We start from the raw sequence: 26522 nt of genomic DNA, 5'->3' as shown, positions 1-26522 counted from the left end.
GTGTTTTACATCGGAAAGGTCATGTGTCATGAAACTCGCCTCATTTGCTAGTGCGATACTCTTAGTATTGAGTGTATCTCAAGTCGCGAACGCACAGGTGCTGTTTCGCTCGAATATGGAAAGCGACGCAGCTTTTGGTCAAAACAATCTGATTCGTTCCAGCAGCACTGCCGATCCGTTGAACAATGGTGCCACGTTTGGTCTCGATTACAGCGCGAGCCCTTACTTTATTCCCGAAGCACCGAATACCCAGCCTGGCGACGCCCCTACCACTGGATTGATGCTCGAAGCGAATGCTAACTACAGCCCAAACTTTGACTTCGGTGCAGCAAACGCAATCTCAGTGTATCCCTTGGGGCAGTCGTTCTCGGGTAATTTCTCCTTCCAGTTTGATCTGTGGATGAATACTGTTGGACCTTTCCCCGCCGGTGGTGGTGGATCGACCGAGTACGCCGGTGGTTTCATTGGTTATGATCCCAATAACGACAACGACAACGATGTAGGTACCGACCCTGTCGCTCTCGACGGTGCTGGTCTGCTGGTTAGCGGCGAAGGTGGTGGTTCGCGTGACTGGCAAATGTATGGCGATGATGAGCAACAATGGTACACAACCCATAACTTCCCACTGACTCTTACAGGCGACCTCAACGGTGACCGCAAGGTAGACCTGGGGGATTACACCCTCTGGCGTGATAATCTTGGCACCGTCGTTGAAACCGCCGGTACTGGATTCGATTTGGATTCGAGTGGAGTTGTCGATGCCGGAGATTACGACATCTGGAAAGAGAACTTTGGCAATACTCAGGTGAATGATCTCTACTACGAAGAGCTATCGACTGACAATGCGGACACCAATACTTATCTCGAAGAGATCTTCCCCGGTGTAAGTCCTCCAGCGGGACAGACCAACTTGTTTCCCGACAAGCAAACCGGTACCACGAAGGATGGCACACTGGCATTCCGCTGGGTCACCTTTGAGTTTACCGTCGACACCGACGCGGGTACTGCATTGGTCGAAGTGACGGATGCCGATACCGGTGTGACCGCTCAAATTGGTACCTTCACCTACGACAACACATACGTGAATCAAGATTCAATTACGGAGAAGATCGTTACCGACTTCAGCGGCAACGTTGCTCTCACGTATATGGATCCCTTCAACTCGATTGCCGAGACTGTGGGGCCAAATGGTAGTCTCGTGTACTACTCGTTTGGACTTTTCGACAACATGGTTGTTACGCAGCTCTCCGGTGGCCTTGCTTCGGCCAATGTGCCCGAGCCAGCTTCGGTATTGGTCTTGGGTGGATTCTCGCTGCTCGGTTTGGCTGTGGTTCGCAAGGCCCGTCAAGCCAAGTCGTAGTGCTTTAAGTTTTGAGAGTTGTGGGTGGTCATCTCGACCCCCCACGGCTCTATCGTTTTTTAACTTGTGTTCAAGCATCGCGGCGACGCTTAGCCCCGCGCAACTCGGATGCAAGTGCCGCGAGTGATAGTAGAGGAACGTAATGGATAGAAGACGGGGAAATGACCTGCGTGGTTTCACTTTGGTGGAACTGTTGGTCGTGATCGCGATCATTGGAATCTTGGTCGCGCTGCTGTTGCCCGCTGTGCAGTCGGCACGCGAAGCAGCACGGCGCATTCAATGTTCGAATCAGGTCAAGCAGCTAGCACTCGGATGCTTGTTGCACATGGATACCCACGGCGCCCTCCCTTCGGGTGGTTGGGACTACGACTGGACCGGCGACCCTGACCGTGGCTATGGCGAGTCGCAACCCGGTGGCTGGCCCTACAGCATTCTTGCTTACATCGAGCAACAATCGTTGCGTGATTTGGGGAAAGGACTCACCGGCAACAGTGGTCAGTGGCAGCCGATGAGCATTCAGTTGCATCAAACTCCTGTGGGCACTTTCAACTGCCCTTCGCGTCGTACCCCTCGCCTTTACACATCGCTTTGGCTTTCAGTTCGCCAGCAGAACTGGTTGGCCTCCATCTCGCAAACCCAAGGCGTCGCCAAAAGCGACTACGCTGCGAATGCAGGCACAAGCCGGTACACGGATGGTCAAACCTATACGTCTTACACCAGTAGTGGGGGCGAACCGACCATTCGGCCGACCACTCGCTGCACCCCTCCTACTTCGCCTCGAGATGGTAACGCGTCCGACTATCTTAACTGCCAACGCGGGGTGATTCACATCGCCAGCGAGATCAAGCCCGCTCAGATCACCGATGGTACTTCTAATACCTACCTGATCGGCGAGAAGTTCCTCGATCTCAATGCTTACGAAGGATCAGGCACCGACACTGCCCAGCTGGACTTTGGTGATAATCAATCGCTTTATGTGGGCTTCGACTGGGACACGATTCGAGTCGCCTATCGAGAGAATGTGAGCGCCGCTGCGGCTGCGAATTACCAACCAACACAGGATGCAGCGATCGGCCGACACAGCCCGCAGTATCGGTTCGGTAGTGCTCACCCTGGCGGCTTCAACGTGTCGATGTGCGATGGATCGGTGCAAACCATCGCGTATGATGTGGAGCCGGTGATCCACGCGAACTTGGCGGAGCGATTCGATGGTAATCCTGTCGAAATGCCCTAAGTTGGCGAGGCCAGTTGCCTAATGCTGGCTGACCCTCAATGATATCCATGACCAGCAGGGCTTAGCTTCTTCGGGAGCTGAGTCCTGTTTTTTTGTTGACGCTTCTAGGAGTCCTCAGTGCTGATTGATGCAAGCATTGAGTCGCCCCATGTAGCGGTCTCGTCATTGCAGGCCACCGTCAGGGGCTTGTACCTACTATTCGCGTTCGAGCTAACTCGAACGCCAAGCAACCAACAAGAAAGGCGGATCTGCTTCTGGAGGAAGCAGATCCGCCTGGTTGTGTTTTAGCCAGGGGCGGCTACTTGCCACTCATGGCTCGAATTGGATGTCGACCAATGTTTCAACTAGTGGGAACCGAATTAGTTCGTGAGCTTGTAGTCCAAGAAGTCTTTGCCCAGGCCCTCAGCGTTAGGGCCGATTTCTTGTCCCAAAGTCGTTTCGGTGTTGTATTTCGCGGGAATCGTCTCTTTGCCATTCACCACTTTCGAGATTTTTACTTTATAGAAACCGACTCGCAGACCGCCAAACAGTGGGTTGGGAAGATCGGCTTCCGGCAGCGACGGATTGGCAATGCCATTGGCATCGGTCACCGCACTGCCTGCTTTGATCGCCCCGTCGAAGATCGGCTCGGGCTCAAACGTCACGGTTGCATCCGATAGTGGTCGGCCATTTTGGGAGACTCGACAGCGAAGGCTCGAAAGACCAAGCTTCGAGCTAGTCCACTCGCTGACGCGACTTGAGATCTCGCTCTTGCTTACGGCCCCATCGCCATCCTTGTCCAGTTGGGTCATCGCCGCTTTGATGCCGGAGGCTTTATCGAGTTCCGCTGCTTCGAGACTGCCGCTGCCATCGCTGTCGTACAGTTCCATCGCTTGTGAAGCGGCGCCAGAGGCACTCAGGCTAGGCGGTCCGATTTGGGTTTTACCCGACCAGCAGCCCGCGGAGAGGCTTAAGCTTGAGAGAATGCAAACGCAAGAAATGGGCAACCTAAGCGACATTCGAATACTCCTGAAAAACAATGGTAAGCACTACCTTATACACCATTTCACGCGAATCGTTCTGAAAAACAAGGGCCAGTGCCGAGGTCCGCAGGAATTATAAGTGTTGGATTGTATCTCTCCCAATCGTCTGCGCAGGGGAGTGGAAGGTATGCGCAAATGTCATGGCATCGTCGTGGCGGCCTTGCTAGGATGCTGAACACCTGACAGGGATTTGCATGTGAGGCGGGCAAATCCATTCGCGGCCATCTTATTGAATGGAGTAGCGTCGATGTCTGCACGACCTCGCCTCAGTTCTACGAACCGATCTTATCCCAAAAATCGACTTTCACAACGCCAAGCGTTTACGTTGGTTGAACTGCTGGTAGTGATTGCCATTATTGGCATTCTTGTCGCTTTGCTCCTGCCCGCTGTGCAGTCGGCTCGCGAAGCAGCCAGGCGTGTGCAGTGCCAAAGCCAGCTACATAATTTAGCGCTAGCGGTGTTGAGCTACGAATCGGCCACCGGAAGAATGCCCCAAGCGACCGACGCAGAAGAGAACGGGCGAGGGGTCACTTTGCGTTCCGGTACGCAGGCGAGCTGGATGGTGAGGATTCTTCCCCATCTTGAACAGCAAGCCTTGTTCGATCAATTCGATTTGGAGTTGCCAATTTTCTCGCAATCGGAAGCTGCCCCCCAGTTGGCTCAGCCTGAAGTGCTGCTGTGCCCTTCCGATCAAGCACGTGGGCGGACGTTTGTGATCAACGGGCCTCGCGGATCGACGACTCCAGTAGCCATGCTGGCAAAGGGCAATTACGCAGCCTACGTGAGTCCCGAGCATGCTGAGTGCATGAATGTCGCCAAGGGAGCGATGATCCATAAGCAGCAGCCGCTAAGTAAGATCGACGATGGCACCTCGAACACGGTGATGATCACCGAGGTTCGCACTCGCGAGAACCAGGAAGATCAGCGTGGCGCCTGGGCCATCGCCTGGGTCGGGGCGAGCATCCTGGGAGCCGACGTGCATGGCACCGATTCCAACGTTCGCATCTGCAACCAGGGGTCGTCGCCCCCCAGTTACTTTCCGAATCCAATTTGGGCCAGGTTTGCGTTGCCTCCCAACGCAGGTGTGTCGCCTAATATTCCGCGTGACGACTTGTATGCTTGCCCAAGTTCAGCCGAAGCCGATCTCGAGGGAATGCCTTGCTGGACTCGTGGCGATACCACGGCCGCTCCTCGTAGCCAACACATCGGTGGCGTGAACGCTGCGAACGTCGATGGTAGTGTTACCTGGTTGGCCGACGAAATCGACGCGGTGGCCCTAGGAAGCCGCGTCTGTATCAACGATGGATTGGTGGTGAGCGAAAGCAACTAGTTCACTTCTTCTGTATTTCATTTCCCCCTGCTTCTCGGTGTATATGAAGACGCTCTTACCTCCCATCGCAGTGATCGTAGGCATTCTTTTGTTGGTTCTGAGTTTCCTCTGGGGCACTCTGGCGTCTGGCAGTAGTGCTTGGACCGAAGAGAAAAGCCAGCAACTCTCCGATCTCGGAGCAGAGACAAACATGCTGCAGTTTCAAATCGAAGCGGCCAAGCAGAACCCTACTAGTGACCCTCGGCAAAGCCCTGAGTATCTACAGGCTCAGTATGAGAAGAAGCTTGAAGAATATAACCAGTTGAACGAGGAGTTTGAGAGCGCACGAGATTCGCCCGGAACGATTTCGGCGATCATGCGTTACAGTTCCATCGCATTGATTGGTGTCGCGGTGGTCGTTTTATTGGTCGCCCGCAACGAAGAGTAGGTAGTAGGGCAGGGGAGGCTACTTGGTAACGGAGTGGTCTGAGTGGCTTTGCCTGGCAATTGCTACTAACGTAATCAGCAGGGTTGCCAGCGCTAAGCTTTGCGGTTCAGGAACATTGGCACCTGCTATTGCCGTGGTGCCATCGTCCGCGCGGTCTCGCCACACGACATAGTCGGCGAGATTCACCACGGAATCTCCATTTCCGTCTGCACGCAAGTCGGTGGCCGATCCAAACGACTCCTTCCAGACATCGTAGTCAGCCAGGTTCACCAACCCATCGCCGTTGTAGTCGCCTTCGATGGCAGGGATCACGAGACTGCCAAATGGATTGAACGCAATCGTATCGAGATAGATCACAGCGTCGCCGGTTCCAAAGAACTGAATGGAGTCCAGCGTGGCGGTTGTTCCATCGATCGTGCCATCTCCTCCGACCCATCCTGTCCATTGTTCTTCGTCGGAGAGATCCCATTCGTAAAGGTGCCATTCCCCGTCGGAGAGAATCGCCTGCTCGACGCCCCGCTCTCCGGTTCCTGGATCATCGAATACTGGTGCGACCGTAAGTCCGGGGGCGTCGGTCTTTAGCCAGAAGCCAAAGAAGCCCTCGGTCGGAATTGGCGTGTTGGCCGCAGGAGACCCCACGCCTGAGAGATGTCGCACGAACCAATTCTGCGAGCCAGCACCATCAATCACGAGTTGCTGCGAGTATTGGCCGAGATGAGCTTCGGCGTCGGTGCGATCGGCGGTCGCCGAGTTCACTCCGGTAGTGCTTCCCGACAGTGTGGGCGAGGCGTCAAAGGTGCCTTCGTCCAGTTCAAAGTCGACCAGGATGGTTGTGTTGGGTGAGAGCGAAGTGGGGCTCTCCGGGATTAGCGAGTCGTAGAACACCGAGATCGCCGTGCGGCGTTCACTCGCCAGCGGATCGCTGCCAAACAGCGAGGAGTAGGAGAACATCGAAGCCCCGTCGGCCCCGTTGTCGTAGAGTCGTTGGAGTTGCGAGATGGTTAGCGGGACACCACCGCTGGAATCGTCGTGAAGGTAAACGCCCAATCCCGGAGCCACTCTCGTGTTGCTGTTGATATCAAGCGTATTGAGCAGGTTGGGAAGAAACAGGTGGTCGTTCGATTCGGTCAAATAGATCATCGGCATTACGATGTCGAGCAACTCGTTCTCCATCCACGTGCGATAATCTTGCAAACGATCCGATTCCGCAACATCGGGATCACGCCACACTGCGGCCGACAGGTCGATCGACCGCCCGGTATTGGTTTCTACTGAGTCGATTGAAGTCTTTAGTGAACCGACCAGATCGGTGATCCGATCTTTGATGAAGTTGCGATAAGTGCTGGAATTGCGCGAGTTGCCGGCATCGAGACCAGACGAGTCCAAGAACAACTGGTGCGATTCGGCATCGTGCGGAAGCGTATCAAACGTTTGGCTACCGATCCAGCGAATGTAGTCCAAGTGAACGCCATCCACTTCGTAGTTCGAAGCGATATCGGTGATCACGTTGTTGATGTGATCATGGACCTCCGGCAGTATCGGGTTGACACTGGCATACTCACCATTCGTGGGATAGGCCGTGCCATCGGTTGGGCTCTCGTAGTTGCCATCGATGTCCTGGCGACGAAAACTCGGATCCGTATTGTAGTAGGGGTGGTTCGAAGAGTCTGGCAGCGAGGAACCTCGCCAGAGCGGCATCGTGTTGACCCAGGCGTGCAACTTTAGCCCGTTGGAATGAGCTGCAGTGACTGCTGTATCTAGTGGGTCCCAGCGACCAGTGAGTCGCTCGCTGCGCGGCTCGAAACTGCTGTTGTAGTAAGCGTCGGATTGCCCACGCACCTGAAACATCACATCGGTGAACCCGGCGCTGGCCGCGTTGGCCATGATCTGCTCGACGCTTGATGGATCCGACATGCTGTATTCGTAACGCGATACCCACAAGCCGCGAAAGTCCGAAAACTCTGCTCGCGCGTTGAACGCCGGTAACAGCAAGAGAAATCCAAGAGGCATCGACTGCTGAAGAATACCTCGGACGCGATCACTGCTAAGTACGCGAACAAGCTGGTCAACAACTTTCTCTATCATCAAAATCTCAAAGTCGCAAAGAGTCGAAACATCGGGCGCGAATTGTCTTCTTGGTTTGCACCCTGTTAGTCCGCAACATAAACGCTAGAAAGCAAAAACGTCCCGAACACTCAATGGGAGTGCTCGGGACGTGCGATATGTGCCAGAAACCCTTGAAAACTAGCTCTTTCGCGAGCGAGCCAGGGCCAGGGCCGAGCCACCAGCCAAGAGCAACAGGGCAACGCTGCTCGGCTCGGGAACCGGCTGGGCGGTCACCAACGAAATGTTATCGAACGAGGCCCCGCCACCTGCGGACGACAGACCCGACGCACCACCGAAACGGAGGTCGACGAACGGAGTTGCCGAAGGGCTACCAACGGAAGTGATCGAACCATCGATCGTGCCGTCGGCCCCTAGTACGTCGTCCCGGAAGTCATTTCCTATAGAGTTCAGGGAAGACGCGTTTGGCGTCTTTTCGATGGAAGGTCCAATTGATTTTGATTTTCTTCCGATTGCGGTCGCGTGAACAGTGGGAGAGTTCGCTTTGAACCTTGTCGAGCGAAGCCAACCGACGTCCCAGGCATTGTCGCTGTATGGCCGAGATTTCGATCTCGGCCATGTTGAGCCAACTGGCATGCTTGGGGGTAAAATGCCACACAATCCGCTCCAGCATTGGCCGAGCCGCCTCCTCGCCAAAGGTTTCGATCAACGACTTCTCGTTGTGCGTGTTGAGGTTGTCCATCACCAGATGAACCCGCTCTGCGTCGGGATAGCGCTTCAAGAGGTCGCGGACGAACCGGGCGAAGTCGGCTCGCTTGCGGTGACGCTTGGCCTGAACGAATCGCTTGCCCGCCTTCGGCTCGACCGCCACGAACACGCTGCAGGTTCCGCAGCGGCGGTACTCGTAGTCCTGCTTCGCGATCTTGCCGGGTGCCGCGGGCTCGGGCGGCCGCGCGTCGTCGACCCTCTGATAGGGCTGCTCGTCGAGGCAGACGACCGGCTCGTTCGGGTCGAGCGGCTTCTCGTACTGCTCGAGGACGTCCTCCATCCGCTCACAGAACTCGTCGTTCAGCTTGGGCACGCACCAAGTTTTTTTCGCCACGGCTTCAGGTCGTGTTCCTTGAGCCACAGCGAGACCTCCGTCACGCTGAGCGAATCGACGAAGCCTTCCTTCACCGCGTGCTCGCACAACAATTCCAGCGTCCAGCGAGCCCGTCCCTCGGGCGGCTCGCTGCACGCCAGGGCGATTACCTGTTGCTGCTGCCGCTTGGTGAACTCTGGGGGGCGGCCCGAGCGAGGCGCATCGTACACCGCCCGCTGGACGCCCTCTTCGCAGAACCGCTTTCGGACGGCTCGGACGTTGCGCGTCGTGCAGCCCACATGCTCGGCGATCTCTTCGTCGGTGCATCCCGAGTCCGATTTCAATAATATCTGGCAGCGACGCACCACTTGCGCCGCGCGGGCGCCTGAGCGTGCTAGCTGCTCCAAACCTCCACGGGCCTGGTGGTCCAGGCAAACAATGTGCTTTTTCATTCCGCAGCATATAGCAGCGGAATGGATTTCAGGAAAGACGTACTAGGTCGATCGTCACGGTCAGGCTGGTATCAGTGAAAGTAGCTTCGTACCGGTTCCACCCAGCTGGTTGTCCGGAGGATGCGATAAGACCGTCCGAGATAGGTACCCAGCCTTCGTTGCCATACATGTTCAGAATGCGAACTGAATAATGAGCACCGGAATTGTAGTGGCCCATTTCAAACAATGGATTGGCACCATTGCGAAGTCCAACGGTCATCCGTTCGTTGATGCTGGTGCCATCGTCGTAGATGTCGGCCGTTAGTACGATCGATTCATCGGCAGTTGGCGTAAGCGAGAAAGCAGATTGCCAGCTGCTTACGGCACCACCTGTGTGCGAAGCCGATTGGCCAGGATTGCCGGTTACTGTATCGAGAGTGGCGGTTTCGTTGACGCCCCAATTCGCCTGCATGGCAGCCGTATCGGCATAAGTCTCGAAGTCTTCCATAACGATCGTTGCAGCGTTCAGCGAACGCGGCATCAGCACCGAAGTGCAGGCAACTGCACCGAGTGCGAGTAGGGTCAATCTCAGTAATCTCATGAGGCTACTCCTGCTAATGAAGCTCTAAACAAGATGATGGTGACTAATAATCGATAACCAAGAAGTGACTAGTGCTACAAGGCTGTTGATGCGGTGGAACTAGTCCCCTCCCCATTAGCCAACATAGCCAAGTTGTACTTGGAATGGCATTTAATATTGCGGGAAGTTTGCTCCGTTTTGCGTAGAGCGTACTCCAGCCATGCGATAGTGCTTGAACGCGCAGGTTGTACAGACATGAATGATGTTTGCGCGAAACGATGAAAAAGGTGCGCCAAGTTTACTCGGAGCAAATGACGGAAGTAGTTACGATTGCTGGTGTGGACCGATCACTTCGGTTCTCAGTAAGCAACGCAACGTCACCCTGCTGTTTCTTCGCTTGCTGTACTGTCGATCGTCAGGCCTTTCGTCTCCGCTTGGGGTAATGTCATGAGAACCTCTTTGCTTTATGCGTTTCTAGTACGTCGTCCCGGAAGTCATTTCCTATAGAGTTCAGGGAAGACGCGTTTGGCGTCTTTTCGATGGAAGGTCCAATTGATTTTGATTTTCTTCCGATTGCGGTCGCGTGAACAGTGGGAGAGTTCGCTTTGAACCTTGTCGAGCGAAGCCAACCGACGTCCCAGGCATTGTCGCTGTATGGCCGAGATTTCGATCTCGGCCATGTTGAGCCAACTGGCATGCTTGGGGGTAAAATGCCACACAATCCGCTCCAGCATTGGCCGAGCCGCCTCCTCGCCAAAGGTTTCGATCAACGACTTCTCGTTGTGCGTGTTGAGGTTGTCCATCACCAGATGAACCCGCTCTGCGTCGGGATAGCGCTTCAAGAGGTCGCGGACGAACCGGGCGAAGTCGGCTCGCTTGCGGTGACGCTTGGCCTGAACGAATCGCTTGCCCGCCTTCGGCTCGACCGCCACGAACACGCTGCAGGTTCCGCAGCGGCGGTACTCGTAGTCCTGCTTCGCGATCTTGCCGGGTGCCGCGGGCTCGGGCGGCCGCGCGTCGTCGACCCTCTGATAGGGCTGCTCGTCGAGGCAGACGACCGGCTCGTTCGGGTCGAGCGGCTTCTCGTACTGCTCGAGGACGTCCTCCATCCGCTCACAGAACTCGTCGTTCAGCTTGGGCACGCACCAAGTTTTTTTCGCCACGGCTTCAGGTCGTGTTCCTTGAGCCACAGCGAGACCTCCGTCACGCTGAGCGAATCGACGAAGCCTTCCTTCACCGCGTGCTCGCACAACAATTCCAGCGTCCAGCGAGCCCGTCCCTCGGGCGGCTCGCTGCACGCCAGGGCGATTACCTGTTGCTGCTGCCGCTTGGTGAACTCTGGGGGGCGGCCCGAGCGAGGCGCATCGTACACCGCCCGCTGGACGCCCTCTTCGCAGAACCGCTTTCGGACGGCTCGGACGTTGCGCGTCGTGCAGCCCACATGCTCGGCGATCTCTTCGTCGGTGCATCCCGAGTCCGATTTCAATAATATCTGGCAGCGACGCACCACTTGCGCCGCGCGGGCGCCTGAGCGTGCTAGCTGCTCCAAACCTCCACGGGCCTGGTGGTCCAGGCAAACAATGTGCTTTTTCATTCCGCAGCATATAGCAGCGGAATGGATTTCAGGAAAGACGTACTAGCAGTCACTTTGTCCGTCTACTCAAGCCAGGCGATTGCTGTCGTGATCGTCGACGAAGACTTTGAGTCGTACGCGAGCGACGCCGAGTTTCATAACAATTGGGTTGGCGTAGCGGGTACCTATTCGCCTGGCACGCAGACCGAAGTCGAGGCTCAATTTCAGCTGACACAACTTAATGATCCCAATGCCGACTTTAACGGCGACAGCATCATTAATCTCGCCGACTACACGATCTGGCGCGACAACCTTGGTGCGACGGGTGCTAGCCAAGCGATGGGCGACGCCAACCTCGATGGCACCGTCGACTCAACTGACTACACTGCCTGGAAGTCGAGTTTCGGCAGCGGACCTCCGCCAACTGGGCAGGGCAACGTGGTCGAGCATCTGATCAACTACAGCAACACGGATTCTTCTGCTGGTCCTACAAAAGTGCCGGATGGCATCGTTGTTTATCAGCAGACTCTCAATCCGAACAATACGGTGGATGGGTCCGTTTATCCATCAGAGACCGAGCCTGTAGTGGTTGGCGTCGACATGTTTGTCGATTCCGGCTTGCAGCGTAATACTCTCGGTCTGCGCAATGTTTATGAAGGTTCCGGCGATCTCGATTTGGTGGAACTTGGTTTATACAACAGCGAAGGCCGTGGTTTTGCCATGCGTGCCGCGCTCTGGCAGGGAAGTAGTCCTGGTTGGCAGTACTTTGATTTTGACCCTTCCTACGATCTAAATGAAGATGGCACGGTCACTCAGTCGGAGATTCGCTCTGAATTTGGCGATGCCTGGCATCGCTGGGAAGCGACCATCACCGCGACCTCGATCACAGCTACGGTGGACCTAAACCGCGACGGCATTAACAACGCTACCGGAGAACCTGGTGTCGATGCAACGCTTGTCTTTGATCAGGAAACCAACGCTGGTTTTGCCTTAAATTATGGCTTTAACAACCTGCGTTTTGGTGGTCCTTCGTCGCTCTACACGACAGCCCACACCTACTTCGACAACATCTATCTGGAAGGTCCCCAGGATGAGCTGACGGGCGGAGCGGTCGTGGCCAACGTGCCAGAGCCCTCCACGATAGTTCTTTTGGCATTGGCTGTCGGCGGAATATGGATCGGCCGTCGACGGTCGTAGTCTTCCGCGTAGTCCATCCATTTTCTTCCATCGAGGTAACCTGTGCACAGAACGCCAAAGGATTCTGTTCGACGCTCCTTGGGTTTCACCCTGGTTGAGTTGCTTGTAGTCATTGCGATTATTGGCATTCTGGTAGCGCTTTTGCTGCCAGCAGTGCAATCGGCTCGCGAGTCGGCTAGACGCATCAGTTGCGTGAACAACCTAAAGAATATCGGACTGGCTTGCCTCAACTACGAATCGGCGAAAGGGCATTTGCCACCTGGTGGAGTGAATGCTGCAGGTCAGCAGCAGAGTGGATTGGGCTGGCCGGTCTGGATTCTCCCTTATTGCGAAGGGAGCGTGGTAAGCGAAGATGCCATCGACGTGTTCGCCGCCAGCGGCGACGCATATGGATCGGCCATGGATCAGCTTAATGCGTTGATTATGCCGATGTACTACTGCCCAAGCGATGGAGACATCAAGCAGCAGCAGGAGAAGTACCTCACCGCTGATCGCCGGCAAATGAGTTACGCCGGGGTTTCAGGTTCCTACTACAGTCGCACCGGCGAGTGTTTCAGTAGCAAAAAAACGGGAGCTTATTGCGTTGGTGTTTCGGATCCGACCTTTGCTCAAAACAATTACGATGGTTTGCTAATTCAGGACTGGCCCGTCAAGTTGCGCCAAGCATCGGACGGGTTAAGCAACACCCTAATGATTGGCGAGCGTTGGTACGGTGTTCGCGCTTGGATGATTGGTTCCTATTGGCGAAGCCCCACCGACCCGCCGCAAGGTCGCAACCGGGCGGCCGGTGCACCCGATGGACCTCAGCCGACGACCGCTTTGTTTGCGATGAAGAACATCACTGCAGCGGTTCCACTTAATCACGACTTAAACATCAGTTGTTACGTGGGACACAACAATGCAACCGATCGACCCGATGTGCTTGATACTTCGGCGCGTAGCATCTCGGTGAACGACCTGCCGTTCGGTAGTTTCCACCCAGGGGGGGTGAACTTTGTTTACGGAGATGGCAGCGTCGCGTTCTTGCCGGATGAACTCGATCTGGATGTGTACGTGGCCCTTGGCTCACGGAACGGCGAAGAGGTTGTCAGTGAGTAGTCGCTTAAGTCTGTTCTGTTATCTGCTTTCCTTGACTTTGCTGGCTGGCTGTGGGGCCGATAGTGCTTCGACCAAAGTGAGCGGCACCATTAGCGTATCGGGGCAGGCGATGGGCACCGGAGCGGTGACGTTCTTTCCCACCGACGAAGGGCAGCCAATCGGCGTGCCTGTCGACGCGTCGGGCAGCTATACCGCCTCGGTACCGCCTGGTTCTTATAGCGTGGTAGTAGTCACTTCAACGCCACCGCCGGAGGGTTGGAAGGAAGGTGACCCACTGCCACCTCCACCGGTAAAGGTGCCAAGCAAGTACACCCAGCCACGCTTCACCCCGCTAAAGCTTACTGTGGGGCAAGAGAACCTGAGTAAGGACTTTAACTTGGAGTAGTCGAAGGGTGTCTTCTTGATGGCTATCGTGGCGGAGGCTTCGCGCGGTTTCTCATCATCTATCTCTATGGATAGCTTTTGCACGATACAACTCTCTGTTCGGTAGTGCTCCGGGTGCCAGTTGGGGCATACTCTTTTCTGCATTCGTAGCGAACCTCCACTGGTGCCCGTGTGTCAGTCCCGTCGTGTCGATGAACCGGCCTTTTGCGTACCAAGAAAGTGAGGTGTGAAATGTGCTCCTTTCATTCATGCGAAGCATCCTTTCGAGATCATGAGCAAGCGACGCCGCGGCTATCCTTCCGAGACGAAGGTTAAAGCAGGCGTGCGAATCGTACGTGGCAGCAAGCTCCTTGAGGAGAAGCTCGGCCGCAACGATCTCTGCCCCTGCGGCAGCAGACGACTCTTCAAGCGTTGCTGCATGCAAAAAGGCCGCTTTTGACGGCTCGAACCGCGACCACTACTTTTAGAGATGAGTAGTGGTAAATAACGCTGACTAGTCTGAATTGGATCGGTAGCGGCAAAATGCGGGCGCCTAGTCTCCTCGATTCCCAGCAAGTCAAAGGTCTGCCGATTGATCTCGGTGGACCTTTCTTTTGTATCTTGCTGTGGGACTGGAATGAGCCATCCATAGCCTCTGCTTTATTGGAAATTCTCTGGGACACTGTGGATACTATGGGCCGCATCGCAGAGTGGACTTGAACAACCTAGTTGTTGGGCTTCTCTTTAGGACGCTGTTTGAGAATCTGGACAAATGGGGATTGCCTTCTAAATGCGGCACCGGGTAGATCGGGCGACCGCCGACATGCAGGGCGTTAAGGTGTAGCCAAGAGGGATGTCCGTATTTCTGAAGGACTAGCGTGTAGATCATCTTGCTGAATAGTCCTGATCTCGCGGAGAACTACATCTTGTGATTGCCAGCGTTGAATGCCCATATTATCTGCAATCAGAGACTCATCTTGGGAGGCGTCTCATCCAGAGCACGCAACTATGTTTGACATTCACTGTTGAAGAGTCGCAATATAAGAGGCTGATTCGATTGTATGTGGAGAAGTGAAGTTTACAATTAGCTGATCTGGGGGGCATGTTGCCTCCATAATCCGCCCCTACCTTCGAAGATTACTTACAGGAAGAAGTGAATGGTATTTCTACCTCGACTTAAGACTGAAGGCTCTCGGATTGTCGATTTGGACGGCAACGATATCGTGCTGAAGGGCGTCAACATTGCTGATCCAGAAGTTATTTATCGGGATCGGCACAGAGTTAGTATCTTAGATGTTGTCGATCGGGTTTTCTTCAACCTGGGGTGCAAGGTGGTACGCATCCCCGTGACTCCTGAGGACTTTTACGGGTACGGGTATGGGTTTCTCCACCAACAAGACTTGTATTATCACCGCTATCTCAAGCCTCTGGTTGATTACTGCGTTGAAGTTGGTCTCTACGCAATCATTGACATGCACTACGTTGACGGTGAACCTCTTGTGGATGGTAACCCATCCTTTGGATACTTGGACAAAAAGAGTCAGGCCTTCGAATTCTGGGATTATATAGCGCCAAAGTTCAAGGATTACTCCAACGTCATCTATGATATCTACAATGAGCCTGTTCAGCCGCTTCCAACCGATTTATGGGAAGGGCCGTACGACTGGCTGATTTGGAAGGATGAAATGGCTCAGCCACTCGTCAATCGCATTCGACTTCACGCTCCCGAGAATCTCATACTAGTGGGTGGCCCGAACTACTGTTTAGAAATGGCCGGGGCGGCGTCACATCCTGTACAGGATCCGGTAAACGATCCACCTTCAATCGCATATATTACGCACACTTACCCGGGCCACGACCGAGGACGTAGAATCGCCGACGTCCTCGATCCTATTGTCGATCATGTCCCCGTATTCGTATCAGAGTGGGGATTTGAGCAAGGGGCTGATCGCGTCGTACACGGCACGGCCGACGAGTTTGGTACTGAACTGATCGAGTACGTGGAGAGGCACAAGCTGGGATGGACAGCCTGGGTTTTTGACAACGTTTGGACAAGCCGCATGGTTAATGCAAAGTGGTCGCTGCTTGGCGAAGTAGGCCCAAATACGGATGACACCGAGGTAAACGGCAGAATGGGTGGGGTTGTTAAACGCCATTTATGACATACGCGAACACCAGCACCCGTAGTACAGCAGCGCCGCAGTGGTTCTTTCTTCTCTATTCTTGCGACAATGCATTGCTCACGCACCAGCGGCTAACTTCTTGACATCTTCAGTGCTCAGTGGATTGCCACCGATGCCCCAGTCGCCGCTTTTTACTTCTTCAACTACTACCCACGTAACAGGACGCATGTTCTCACCTTCGATCGAGACCATCGCATCTGTGACCTTGCGAATAATGTCCTGCTTCTGTTCGGTGGTAAAAACACCTTCGATTACTTTGACGTTTGCGATAACCCAAGACTTTCGGACAGTGGCGGGAGCCGGAATAATGGTTCCCATAGGAGGTCCGAAATATGGACGAGCAAGCGAAGCGGCAGCGGCCGACGTATAGCGATGAGTTCAAGCGAGACGCGGTGCGACTGGTAGTTGAGGAAGGTTATTCGTTCAAGGCAGCCTGCGAGGCGGTGGGGGTATGCGATGCCACGCTGCGGGCCTGGCACGCCAAATTGGCTCCCCCGCCGGAGCCGTGCGGTGACGACGCCACGGTCGAGGAGATGCGAGCCGAGATCGCTCGGCTCCGCAAACAACTCAAGCGGACCGAACTGGAACGAGAAATCCTAAAAAAAGCCACGGCGTACTTTGCGAAGGAGTCGACATGAAGTACGCCTGGATTAGCGAGCACCGCGACTCCTTTCCGGTGGCCCTGATGTGCCAGCTCCTTCAGGTCAGTCGATCGGGCTACTACGACTCGGTCGACCGTCCGCGAAGTAAACGCTCCGAGCGGACGGCCAAGATTCACGAGTCCGTACGGCAGGTCTTCGAGGCAAGCGACACGATCTATGGTCCCCAGAAGATCGCTCACGAACTCCAGCAACACGAGGAGTTGGAGACGGCCTGTCGTAACACGGTGGCTTCTGCGATGAAAGAAATGGGCCTGAAAAGCCGAGTCCGTAAGCGGTTCACGCCGACGACGACCAAGGCGGATCCGTCCAAACAGCAAGCGCCGAACGTCTTGGATCGGGACTTCGATGCGGAGCGTCCGAACCAGAAATGGGTGACCGACATCACGTACTTGCCGACGCTGGCTGGTTGGGTGTACGTGGCGGTCGTCGTTGATCTGTTTAGCCGCAAGGTGGTAGGTTGGTCGATGAGTCATTCGCTGGCCACCCCGCTGGTGAGCGATGCGTTACGTCAAGCCATCGAGTCACGACAACCACGTACTGGCGAACTGCTGCATCACAGTGATCGCGGTTGTCAGTACACGAGTGAGAGCTATCAACGGACCTTGCAGACACTTGGCATCGAGTGTTCGATGAGCCGCCGGGGCAACTGCTACGACAACGCGGTTGCCGAGAGGTTCTTCTGGAGTCTGAAACATGAGTGGACGAAGCACTATGAGTACGCCGACCTTGAGTCAGCACGCCTGAGCGTATTCAAGTACATTGACATGTTCTACAATCGCCAGCGACTCCACCCGTCGCTGGGTTACACCCCCCCTGAAGCATTCGAAACCGATTACGCCCCGACCGTAGCGGCGTAACAGAATATGGCTCCCGCCGCTGTCCGAAAGTCTTGGGCTATCGCAGTTCACCAATGGCATTCGAGGTCTCCCCAGCTTCGATAGTGGTGTGTAATTGGAATAGGAGCGTAAGCCCTTCGCAGTATTACGCTGCAGTAAGATATGAAACATAGTAGTAGGTTGCAAGCATAAAGCGTGCAGATGGTCTTCTCGCTATTCTCGTATTTGGACAGCAAGTGAGAGAGTTGAAGAAAGGGAGGAGGGCTCTTCACTAATTTTGCGACCGCTGAAGCTGGGCTCGGCTAAGTATCGCGGGCATCGAAAAGAAGGCTGCGGGCTGTGTGTCCCGCAACCTTCCTTTTGAAGGCGACTGCAATCAGGTTCTTGCCGGTCACGCCTGCCGAAGTTGGCAGGAAGCCCGGTCGAGCTCCTCGTCTCTATCGCTTAGAGTCGCGATGATGCGAGACAATGCAGGTCTGAAAACAACTCAAGTGGAGGCGGCGGGAATCGAACCCGCAGACGGAGTGCCACTTCACCCTAGAAAACAAGGGCTTTTGTGCTTCGCAAAAGGGGCTGGCAGCGGACTGGCAGCGGTCCGATTGTCAGTCTGGCGAGTGCCCCGATACAAGCCTCGAACTGACCTGGGAACTCCATCAACTCCATCTGGCATGGCCAAATCTACCTGCCGAATCCCGACGCGAGATTCTTAATTCCATCAAACTCATCATGTGCCTTTCGTGACCGAGCCCGACACGAGGTTCGAACCAGACCTGTTGTGCATATAGCAAGACCTTGCTCTTTGCGGATTCGAACCGCAGCAGTTTCGGTCGCCTAGTCGGATTAACGGGCTGACGAACTTGGGGCATTTGTTGCCTCCGGTTCGTGCTACTTCTCAGCGATTCAGCAGCAAAGGAGCCATCATGCCCTTCTGGTCCGGAGTTGACGTATTAGCCGGGTTGCCCACGCCCTCTCCTCCGTCCAAGCTTCCCGACAATAGCAACCCTTCCATAAGTGCCTCCGCTGTCCGTAAGCGTAGTACGGCGTCCAGGTAGTTGCTGTTGGTTTGGGCGAATGTACGCTGGGCAGTGAGAACGGCAACGAAGTTGGATTCGCCTGCCTGGTACATCTTGCGGGAGAGCGTGAGGGCTTCATTAGCGGCGGGGAGCATTATTTCTCGATAACGTTCTACTTGATTGCGGGCCACGGCATACGTCTCGTAAACCGCCGCCAGTCGTTGTTGCAGGCTTAGCTCCACTTGGTCGATTGCATTGCGAGCCGCCGCTACTTCACGCTCAGCTTGTGCAATCGCACCTTGATTCCGATTGAACAGTGGTATGGGAATCGAGACCGCCACGCCGCCGTCTGGCTTGCCGCCGATGCCGTTGTCTTGCCAGTTCACCAAGCCGAGCACCGTGACATTGGGAATCGGTTCGGCTCTTGCTCTATCCACCGCGAATCGGGCACGCTCCAATTCGGCAAACGCCGCACTCACTTCAGGGCTCCGGTTCTGCAACTCGGTAAGAACGGCCTGGAACTGCATTTCGTTGGAGACTGCCGCGGGGTTACCAAGCAAGGACTGTTGGTTGAGATTAGGCTCCCCAATGACCGCAGTCAGAGCTCTCCATGCGGACTCGTATCGATTCTTTGCGGCGTGGAGCGTTATCTGTGCCTGCTCGGCTTCTAACTGTGCTTGGAGGATATCGACTCGCCCCACCTCAGCGGCCTTGTACAAAGCATCAACAGCACGTGTCCCTTCAGCACTCACACGTATCAGTTCTTCGGCCAGATTGATTTGTCGTTGAGCGACGAGGACCTGGTAGTAAGCGAGCCGAACATCCGTGAGTACACGTTGCCTTTGGGCGGCGAACTGCTGCTCAGCCAACTCGATACGTTTCCGGGCGACTGCACGACTGAGGCGAAGCTTGCCACCGGTCACAATCTCCTGCCCGAACGCGACACCGTGCTGCTCGGCCAACCCTCCACTCCCAAGTTGCTGTCCGTCATAGCCGAACGATGGATTCGGGCCTAAGCCCGCTTGAACGAACGCACCTCGTGCAGCTCCCACTAAATCGGCAGCACGGGCGATGGAGGGGTTCCGCGATAGAGCAATCGCTTCCAAATCTGCTAGCGTCAGACCCTTCTCTGAGGCATCGACGGGAATGCTATCATGGGGTGGAAGCCTCTCGATTGGCGAAGGCGTCATGCCCAGCGGGTTTTCTAGCCGCAAGGGTACGTCCTCAGACTGCCCCCAAGCAGGTTGCACCACTGCAGTAGCCAACAGCACGGCAACGAGCAGCGTCCGCCGCCGTAGGCGGTCTTGATACTGGTTCTTATTCAAAGGTGGGGCTCCTTCCCCTTGTACGCATTACACCGCTTCTTCCTTGTGTATCGACGGTATCACTTAATCACGCACTAAAAGCGAGCCAGCTTCCGACTGTAATAGCTGCAAGGACTATTCCGGCTAGGAAGGCGGCGTAAAAATTCCAGCCGTAATGGGAAGCCAGAGCCAGCGGAACGAATAACGGCAGCCCGAGCGGCACGAGAATCAGCGTGTCCTTGGCGAGCTGTGAGACTGACACCAAGTCGTGATGCTGCTGCCAACTAAAGCCGAGAGCGAGAATGCTGGTCAGCGGTAGCGATAACAGCAGTGCACCATACCGTGGATGAGTTTTTGACAACTCCGATACTGCCACGATGGTGACCACCGCTATCGCTACCCGCAAAATGTACCCCATCATATTGAGCTGCCTCTCAATGAGAATGCCCCTCCCCATCCGCGTGCGTATGGGGCACTAGCGTGAACTGCTCTGACGTGTAATTTACGCCGTCGGCACTCAAGGAAACCGTCACTGCCGACTTGAACTGCTTCCCCATCAACCAGCTCGGGTCTTGCCCGGAATCGCCTGGGAAGATGAAGTAGTTGGTCTTGCCGTTTCGCAGATTCGGAGTCCCGTCTTCGTCTTCATTCTTTTCTTTGTTTCGCACGCTTAGCGTGACGGTCTTGTCACCAAAGTCCGCAAAAGTGACCTGTACTTCGGTATCCACTGGGAGGTCCATGGGCTGGGTGATTTCGCGGTCCTTTGCGAGCCAAAGTTCCAAATCCCCTTTGTCGTCGTGCAACTTCAGTTCGACGAAACCAACCGTGGAACCGGCCTCATTGAGCAGAGCCGCGACCATGCCGTCGTGTGGGGTGTGGGCGTGCCCATGCCCTCCACTCGCACTTTCGTCGAACTCGCCGCTGGCGGGCTTTCCGTTGACCTGGCCAGAAACCTTCCCTGCAAAATCCGCGACATTCGCGATTCCGGGGTCGGTTCCGATAAACTCAGCCGCTTTGCCATCCACCGGGTCGACCGGTTCCACAATGATGGTCATTGGTTCCACAATCGTGCCGTCGGCGGTTTTCGTCTCGGCAATACGCACCACAAACTCGGATGCGGCAACCGGCAAAGGGGTTTTCTCATCGGGTCCAAGGATGAGAAACTTGCAAGTCTGGGCATCGTGGTCGACGGTAAACTCAACGTGATGGCTGCCGAGGTCGAAGACCACGCCGCCGTTCGGCCCAGCACCATGCGTGTGCTCCCCTTCTGGTTTGGATTGCGTTTGGGCGACAGGTCCCGTCGTGGGGGGCGTCGGGGTATCAGGCGACTTGGAACAGCCCACGAATGCAAGCAGACCAACTGCTAGGGCTAACGAAACTGACATGCAAAATCGCTCCATTTTCTCACTCCTTCGATTAGAGGAAACAAACATCTAGGTACATCGATTGCACCATTTCTCATTCCGAGTCTCGTAATAGGTCGGCATCGGAGCCTTCACTTCGCACCAATCGCTCCGCATCTTTGCCACTGAACTTCCAGAACAAGCCGGGGTGCAGGAAGAATTCACAGAAGGTCGAAGTCAGCAAACCGCCGACGATTACCGTGGCTACCGGATAGAGGATTTCTAAGCCCGGTTTATGTCCACCTAGCACTAATGGAAGAAGTCCAATGCCAGCTGTAATCGCAGTCATTAGCACGGGTGACAATCGTTCCAAGCTGCCGCGTAGAATTGTCTCGCGTGAAAACGGCAGCTCTTCTTCCTTCAATAGGTAGAAGTAGTGGGTCACAAGCAGAATGCCGTTGCGTACTGCGATACCAGCAAGCGACACAAATCCGACGAGACTGGCAACGGTGACCGTTTGCCCGGTCACCACGAGGGCCATCACGCCCCCGATGAATGCCGTTGGCACTGCGTTGAGGACTTGAAGCGTGATACGAGTGGAAGGAAACAGCATCATCAGTACAACGAAGATGCCTGCCAGCGAGACGCTGGCCAGTCCCGTAATCATCAGCGTCGCTGACCGCTGTGCCTCGAACTGCCCGCCGAACTCAACAAAGTAACCTTCTGGAAGGTCGATGCGTTGACGGACACGCTCTTCGATTTCGTCGACAGCACTCGCTAGGTCGCGACCGCTGACATTGCAGCGAATGACTTGCTTACGCTGAACGTTCTCGCGGTTGACGAGATTCGGTCCGCTAGCCGCTGCGGGGAAGTCGGCGACGTCCTTCAGGCGGACTTGTCCCTGCCCACTGGGAAGGTCGAGACGCAACTCCTTAAGAAACTCCGGGTCGGAGTGGTAAGGTTCTTGAAGGCGGACGACGAGGTCGAATCTCCGCTGCCCTTCCAACACCTGTGAAACCGCTTCGCCCTTGAGGGCCGTCTGCACAAACTCAGCAACGTAGGCACGGCTCAGCCCATATACCGAAAGGTCGTCGGGACGCAGAACCACGTGCAACTCGTCGACACGTTGCTGCGGGTCGACAATGGGCGGGGTGACTCCTTCAATCTCTACAAGAGCATCGCGGGCCTCCTCTGCCAATTCCCGCAGCTTATCGAGGTCAGGCCCGAAGAACTTAATCGCTATCTGGGCGTTGACCCCGGAGAGCATATGACTGATGAGGTGCGAGAGAGGCTGCTCCGCATCGATTTCCACTCCCGGAACTTCATTTCGCAAATCTGCGATGACTTGTCGCAAGAACTCGTCGCGACCGATGCCCGAATGCGGGTTCATCGTGAGGATATACTCCCCAACGTTGACCGGCTGGGCGTGTTCGTCCAACTCGGCTCGGCCCGTGCGACGGGCGAAATGCAGCACCGGTCCGTCAGGATTCTCGGGCGACTTCTGCATCGCCATGAGTTGCCGGTCGATGACCGCCGCGACATCATTCGACGCCTTGAGTGAAGAACCGCCAGGGAGTGCCACGTTGATTTGCACGCTTCCTTCGTCGAATTTGGGCAAGAAGTCCGCACCCAACTGAGTAAGTTGCCACGCACTAAAGCCAACCAGCCCCCAGGTTACGACGAGCAAAATGCCCGCGTACCGCATGCTGAAGCGAATCAGATAACTCGCCCCCCACTTCAGCACGCGGAGAAGTAAGCCATCTTGGTGACGATGAGTGGCCCGCGATTGGGGGAGCAAGTAGTAGGAAAGGACCGGCGTGACGGTCAACGAGACCAGAAGCGAAGCGAGAATCGAAGTGATGTACGCCAGTCCCAAGGGAATGAAGAGCCGACCCTCTACACCAGAGAGGGCGAACAACGGCATGAACGCGAGAATGACCACTGCCGTACCGAACACGATGGCGGAGCGGATTTCTCGGCTCGCCTCGTAGACGACAACGAGCGAAGGACGTGGATTTTCTCGGGCGTTGTTCTCGCTCAACCGACGGAAGATGTTCTCGACGTCGACGATGGCATCGTCCACTAACTCGCCCATCGCAACGGCGATGCCGCCCAGCGTCATGACGTTTATTGACAGTTCTGTATCAGTGAGAAAGCTAATCAAACGAAACACGATGGTCGTCATTACGAGCGACAACGGAATCGCCGTGAGCGTGATGAAGGTGGTGCGAAGATTCAGGAGGAATAAGAACAAGACGATGACGACTAGCACCGCACCAACTACTAACGCTTCCTCGACATAATAGATGCCACGGTCTATGAAGCTCTTGAGTTGAAACAGGTCTGTATTGAATACGACGTTAGCCGGAAGAGTCGACTCTGTTTCGCGTAGTGCGGCTTTCACTTGGTCGGTCAACAGACGTGTGTCGGCGTGCGGCTGCTTGACAATGGTAATGACTACTCCTGAGTGGCCATCAATGCTTGCGTCACCCCGCTTAGGGGCAGGCCCTTCGACCACTTCCGCGACATGGTGAAGCAGTACGGTCCGGTCGGCGTTCGGCTTGACCGGGATTTTTAGCAGCTCGGAAATCACTTGCAGCGGAAGCGGACCGAGGCGACCGATGACTCGCACCGGGCGTTCACTTTGACCTTCTTTCAGAAATCCACCGCTCGTATTGAGGTTATTCTCCTTTATCGCCTGCTCTACTTCCTGCAGCGTGACGTCATATTCCTGCAATCGACGAGGGTCGATGAGCACTTGGTATTGCTTCACCTCGCCCCCCATGATGATGACCTCTGCGATGCCGGATAGCTTTCGCAACCGCGGACGGATGACCCAGTCGGTCGTCGTCCGCAGGTCCATCTGTGACTCAAGCGGTGTCTGAAACGTCGCGGTAAGGGGAGAGTTGCGGACAACGAACCTCGCCGTTGGACGTTCAGCAGTCCCCTCCCATTGCAGCTGGTCGTAAGAGACCCGTTCCCAAGTAGCAAGGTCGTCCCGCTCAAGTGGATTCCAGACCGATAGCTCACTCTCGTCGGTAAGCTCGGCGAGGAGGTCGGTCCCCACAATCGGCGTCAAACGACCTCCCTCTGGTCCGTCTCGGTGGTGAACACCAACGTGCAGGATTTGTCCCATAATCGAAGCGGGGGGCGTCATCTGTGGGCGGATGCCCTCGGGCATCGGCACCGTGGCCAACCTCTCCATGACGACTTGTCGTGCCGAGCGAATTTCGGTCCGCCAGCCAAACTCGACGTAGATAACGTTCATCCCCTGACTCGACTGGCTACGCACCGCCTCCACCCCGGATGCTCCCAGCAGGGCCGTTTCGATGGGGTGAGTCACCAGCGTTTCGACTTCCTCGGGCGAAAGGCCAGGGCACTCGGTGAGAATCACGACGCGGGGTCGGTCGAGGTCAGGAAAGACGTCGATAGGAATCGTGGTGGTTAAGTAGCCACCGTAAACCAACACCCCTATCGCGATGACGAGCACGAGGGTGCGTTGACGAAGGGCGGTACGAATGATTGCGTTGAGCATAGGTGTCCTTACCGGTCCTCGTCTTCGTTCTTGTGGAGGCTGCCGTCGGCGTGGATATGATATCCAGGGGGCAAGCCATCCGATTTTGTCTTGGTCATACGATTCAGTTGGGCTGCTGCATTCTGAGCGACTGCGGCGAACGTCTTCTGCACACCATCCCGCTCATAGGTCTCCAACGCTCCATCGTTGGCTATCACCACAGTTTCGCGGTCTCGATGGAGAACTCGCACACTGACTTGCTCGAACGTGTTCACGTTTTGCGTGAAGATGTAGTTCTCCAGCCCGTCGGCAACAACAGCATCAGCGGGCACGACAAAAACGTCCTCCATCTTTTCGACGCGAACTTGAAGCAGCACCTTTTGTCCAGGACGGAATCGCCATAGCAGTCGCGAACGCCCATCCCGCTCGACAACCTTGTGCTGATTCTCTAACAACGCCAGAAAGCTGAATGTCCGATTGACCGGGTCAATCGAGTTGTCGATGTAGCTGATGGGAAGTAGCGGGTCGAAGGTGGGCCAAGCCGTCGTTGCTCCTTCGCGAAAATCGACTTCTACCGGCCAGCCTTCTTCGAGGCTTCGCTGTAGCAGGGCTGTCTCGTCGCGAAACGCCTTTCCTTCGACAGCGAGAAGTTGGTGGTTGGCAAGATTACAGAGCGTCGCCCCCGCCTGCACCTGCTGACCCATTTCTACTAGCAACTCATGCAGCTCAAATCCCAAAGCTTCTGCCGACTTGGGTGCATCGCCCGCAAAGTCGAGTCGCGGGGCAACAATCGAGAGTTCGCTTAGTAATTTGCCACGAGCAATGCCGTCGATTTCGGCGTTGGGGAGACCGCGATTGAGCAACTCTTGGCGATACCCTTGGACGGCAACTTTGAGGCGAGCGATTTCGCTTTCCGCTTCAATGACTCTTGCTTGTGGGATTCCCTCGCCACCCCTCACTAGACGCTGCCGCTTGGCCTCGGCCAGCTTGATGTTCTCGCTGGCCTTGAATAATTCGGCCTGAGTCTGCTGAAGTGAGTCGCTGGCAAGTCGAATCGTGAACAGTCGCTCGCCCGGCTGCACCAAGTCACCCGGCACGTGGTAAATCTGAGTGACGACTCCAGCGGCGGGCGTCACCACGTCGCGGTCGCTCGTGCCGGGGCGGTCGACAATCATCCCCGGCAGCGTGATGGTTTTCCAGTACACGCGGGTCTCCAGCGGCTTGGCCGTGAGTCCCAAGTTTAGTTGAGCACGGTCGCTGACGATGACTTTGCCGTCTTCGGTTTTCACGGCACCCAGGGACGCCTCCTCGACCGGTGATGAAGCTGCGGGTTCCGACTGCCACTGCTGGTAGCCGAACCAGACCCCTACGCCCACCGCTGCGATGGCACACAATGCGGCTAATGAAACCAGCAACCTACGAAACATCACACTCTCCAACGAAGAATGCCCAAGCGGATATGGCCGATAACCAGCCAGAGAATCGACTCAGAACCTAATGCAGACGTCTCACGAAAGAGTGTGAGACGAACGAGCAGTCGTAGGCGTCGACCTAGATACGCAGAGTGCGTAGCGAAAGATAGAGAGCGCAGCCGCCAGCCCGGAGCGGTGGTCTATTCTCAGCAAACCAAGGTTCCTCCGCCAGCTGGGCAGGAACTTGCAATTGGTCGAGCGATATCAACATCACGGTTGCCGCAAGCCAATTAACGCCAGCGTCATCTCGCAAGGTTGTCGTCGTTAGATTGGGCAGGTAGACGGCATCGTCATCATGCTCAGCCGAACTGGCTGCAACGCTAATCGAACCGAGTGTCTGACTGTCCGGTGAGTTCGCAGCTACCTGGTCGGCTTCGTGGCTATGCCCACCATCATGGTAGTGGCCTTGATGAGAGTGGTCGTGTCCGTGGCCAT

General features: G+C 55.6%; 25 protein-coding genes. 11 read left to right on the top strand and 14 right to left on the bottom strand.

Annotated features, from left to right (window positions below):
- The first annotated feature begins 28 nt into the window (after positions 1-28).
- Positions 29-1360 (top strand): PEP-CTERM sorting domain-containing protein, encoded by a 1332-nt coding sequence (locus tag Pan181_RS18080; RefSeq protein ID WP_145248807.1) that lies wholly within the window; start codon positions 29-31, stop codon positions 1358-1360.
- Positions 1361-1502: 142 nt separating this feature from the next.
- Positions 1503-2594: a DUF1559 family PulG-like putative transporter gene (locus Pan181_RS18075; RefSeq protein ID WP_145248805.1), complete on the top strand. Its 1092-nt coding sequence runs from the start codon at positions 1503-1505 to the stop codon at positions 2592-2594.
- A 359-nt stretch (positions 2595-2953) separates the two neighbouring features.
- Here Pan181_RS18075 and Pan181_RS18070 read toward each other — a convergent pair whose 3' ends face one another.
- Complete coding sequence (locus tag Pan181_RS18070) at positions 2954-3463, bottom strand: hypothetical protein (RefSeq protein ID WP_197528479.1); 510 nt, start codon at positions 3461-3463, stop codon at positions 2954-2956.
- A gap of 478 nt (positions 3464-3941) precedes the next feature.
- Here Pan181_RS18070 and Pan181_RS18065 point away from each other — a divergent pair, with 478 nt between their 5' ends.
- Positions 3942-4946 (top strand): DUF1559 domain-containing protein, encoded by a 1005-nt coding sequence (locus tag Pan181_RS18065; RefSeq protein ID WP_197529294.1) that lies wholly within the window; start codon positions 3942-3944, stop codon positions 4944-4946.
- A 43-nt stretch (positions 4947-4989) separates the two neighbouring features.
- Positions 4990-5373: a hypothetical protein gene (locus Pan181_RS18060; RefSeq protein WP_145248800.1), complete on the top strand. Its 384-nt coding sequence runs from the start codon at positions 4990-4992 to the stop codon at positions 5371-5373.
- An 18-nt stretch (positions 5374-5391) separates the two neighbouring features.
- On the opposite strand, the gene Pan181_RS18055 is transcribed toward Pan181_RS18060, so the two are convergent.
- From Pan181_RS18055 to Pan181_RS18025, 7 genes are all read right to left on the bottom strand, one after another.
- A complete protein-coding gene (locus tag Pan181_RS18055) occupies positions 5392-7383 on the bottom strand; it encodes a family 10 glycosylhydrolase (protein ID WP_261342235.1) in 1992 nt (663 codons plus the stop codon).
- Positions 7384-7617: 234 nt separating this feature from the next.
- Positions 7618-7713, bottom strand: a complete 96-nt coding sequence (locus Pan181_RS26210; RefSeq protein WP_231943630.1) for a PEP-CTERM sorting domain-containing protein — start codon at positions 7711-7713, stop codon at positions 7618-7620.
- A gap of 157 nt (positions 7714-7870) precedes the next feature.
- The gene (locus tag Pan181_RS18045) at positions 7871-8518 is read right to left on the bottom strand and encodes an IS630 family transposase (RefSeq protein WP_145244957.1); all 648 of its coding nucleotides are present in this window, start codon (positions 8516-8518) and stop codon (positions 7871-7873) included.
- Entirely contained in the window at positions 8506-8970 is a 465-nt protein-coding gene (locus Pan181_RS18040; RefSeq protein ID WP_145244956.1) for a helix-turn-helix domain-containing protein, read from the bottom strand. The genes Pan181_RS18045 and Pan181_RS18040 overlap by 13 nt, the downstream gene beginning before the upstream one ends.
- 28 nt (positions 8971-8998) lie before the next feature.
- Positions 8999-9550: a hypothetical protein gene (locus Pan181_RS18035; protein WP_145248795.1), complete on the bottom strand. Its 552-nt coding sequence runs from the start codon at positions 9548-9550 to the stop codon at positions 8999-9001.
- Positions 9551-10023: 473 nt separating this feature from the next.
- On the bottom strand, positions 10024-10671 hold the full coding sequence (locus Pan181_RS18030; RefSeq protein WP_145244957.1) for an IS630 family transposase: 648 nt from the start codon (positions 10669-10671) through the stop codon (positions 10024-10026).
- Positions 10659-11123 carry a helix-turn-helix domain-containing protein gene (locus tag Pan181_RS18025; RefSeq protein ID WP_145244956.1) on the bottom strand — a complete coding sequence of 155 codons (465 nt, stop codon included), beginning with the start codon at positions 11121-11123 and terminating at the stop codon, positions 10659-10661. The genes Pan181_RS18030 and Pan181_RS18025 overlap by 13 nt, the downstream gene beginning before the upstream one ends.
- Positions 11124-11144: 21 nt before the next feature.
- Here Pan181_RS18025 and Pan181_RS18020 point away from each other — a divergent pair, with 21 nt between their 5' ends.
- The 5 genes from Pan181_RS18020 (at position 11145) to Pan181_RS18000 (ending at position 15922) form a co-directional block, all read left to right on the top strand.
- Positions 11145-12299 (top strand): dockerin type I domain-containing protein, encoded by a 1155-nt coding sequence (locus tag Pan181_RS18020; RefSeq protein WP_145248793.1) that lies wholly within the window; start codon positions 11145-11147, stop codon positions 12297-12299.
- A 99-nt stretch (positions 12300-12398) separates the two neighbouring features.
- Complete coding sequence (locus Pan181_RS18015) at positions 12399-13397, top strand: DUF1559 family PulG-like putative transporter (protein ID WP_197528476.1); 999 nt, start codon at positions 12399-12401, stop codon at positions 13395-13397.
- Positions 13390-13782, top strand: a complete 393-nt coding sequence (locus tag Pan181_RS18010) for a carboxypeptidase-like regulatory domain-containing protein (protein ID WP_145248790.1) — start codon at positions 13390-13392, stop codon at positions 13780-13782. The genes Pan181_RS18015 and Pan181_RS18010 overlap by 8 nt, the downstream gene beginning before the upstream one ends.
- 270 nt (positions 13783-14052) lie before the next feature.
- Positions 14053-14220 carry an SEC-C metal-binding domain-containing protein gene (locus tag Pan181_RS18005; protein ID WP_145248788.1) on the top strand — a complete coding sequence of 56 codons (168 nt, stop codon included), beginning with the start codon at positions 14053-14055 and terminating at the stop codon, positions 14218-14220.
- Positions 14221-14965: 745 nt separating this feature from the next.
- The gene (locus Pan181_RS18000; RefSeq protein ID WP_197528475.1) at positions 14966-15922 is read left to right on the top strand and encodes a glycoside hydrolase family 5 protein; all 957 of its coding nucleotides are present in this window, start codon (positions 14966-14968) and stop codon (positions 15920-15922) included.
- Positions 15923-16000: 78 nt separating this feature from the next.
- Here Pan181_RS18000 and Pan181_RS17995 read toward each other — a convergent pair whose 3' ends face one another.
- Complete coding sequence (locus Pan181_RS17995) at positions 16001-16261, bottom strand: tautomerase family protein (protein WP_145248784.1); 261 nt, start codon at positions 16259-16261, stop codon at positions 16001-16003.
- 14 nt (positions 16262-16275) lie between these two features.
- Here Pan181_RS17995 and Pan181_RS17990 point away from each other — a divergent pair, with 14 nt between their 5' ends.
- Entirely contained in the window at positions 16276-16581 is a 306-nt protein-coding gene (locus Pan181_RS17990; RefSeq protein ID WP_145245198.1) for a transposase, read from the top strand.
- A complete protein-coding gene (locus tag Pan181_RS17985) occupies positions 16578-17462 on the top strand; it encodes an IS3 family transposase (protein ID WP_145245596.1) in 885 nt (294 codons plus the stop codon). The genes Pan181_RS17990 and Pan181_RS17985 overlap by 4 nt, the downstream gene beginning before the upstream one ends.
- A gap of 871 nt (positions 17463-18333) precedes the next feature.
- Here Pan181_RS17985 and Pan181_RS17980 read toward each other — a convergent pair.
- The 5 genes from Pan181_RS17980 to Pan181_RS17960 form a co-directional block, all read right to left on the bottom strand.
- Positions 18334-19644: a TolC family protein gene (locus tag Pan181_RS17980; RefSeq protein ID WP_231943875.1), complete on the bottom strand. Its 1311-nt coding sequence runs from the start codon at positions 19642-19644 to the stop codon at positions 18334-18336.
- A 202-nt stretch (positions 19645-19846) separates the two neighbouring features.
- Positions 19847-20179 (bottom strand): hypothetical protein, encoded by a 333-nt coding sequence (locus Pan181_RS17975; RefSeq protein WP_145248780.1) that lies wholly within the window; start codon positions 20177-20179, stop codon positions 19847-19849.
- 13 nt (positions 20180-20192) lie between these two features.
- Positions 20193-21143, bottom strand: a complete 951-nt coding sequence (locus tag Pan181_RS17970; RefSeq protein WP_145248778.1) for a hypothetical protein — start codon at positions 21141-21143, stop codon at positions 20193-20195.
- Between the two features lie 73 nt (positions 21144-21216).
- A complete protein-coding gene (locus tag Pan181_RS17965; RefSeq protein WP_145248776.1) occupies positions 21217-24636 on the bottom strand; it encodes an efflux RND transporter permease subunit in 3420 nt (1139 codons plus the stop codon).
- An 8-nt stretch (positions 24637-24644) separates the two neighbouring features.
- On the bottom strand, positions 24645-25904 hold the full coding sequence (locus Pan181_RS17960; protein WP_197528474.1) for an efflux RND transporter periplasmic adaptor subunit: 1260 nt from the start codon (positions 25902-25904) through the stop codon (positions 24645-24647).
- Positions 25905-26522 lie beyond the last annotated feature (618 nt).

It is taken from the genome of Aeoliella mucimassa, assembly GCF_007748035.1.
GTDB lineage: Bacteria > Planctomycetota > Planctomycetia > Pirellulales > Lacipirellulaceae > Aeoliella > Aeoliella mucimassa.
Note: the sequence above shows the minus strand (reverse complement) of the source record. Positions and strands in the feature narration are given on the sequence as shown.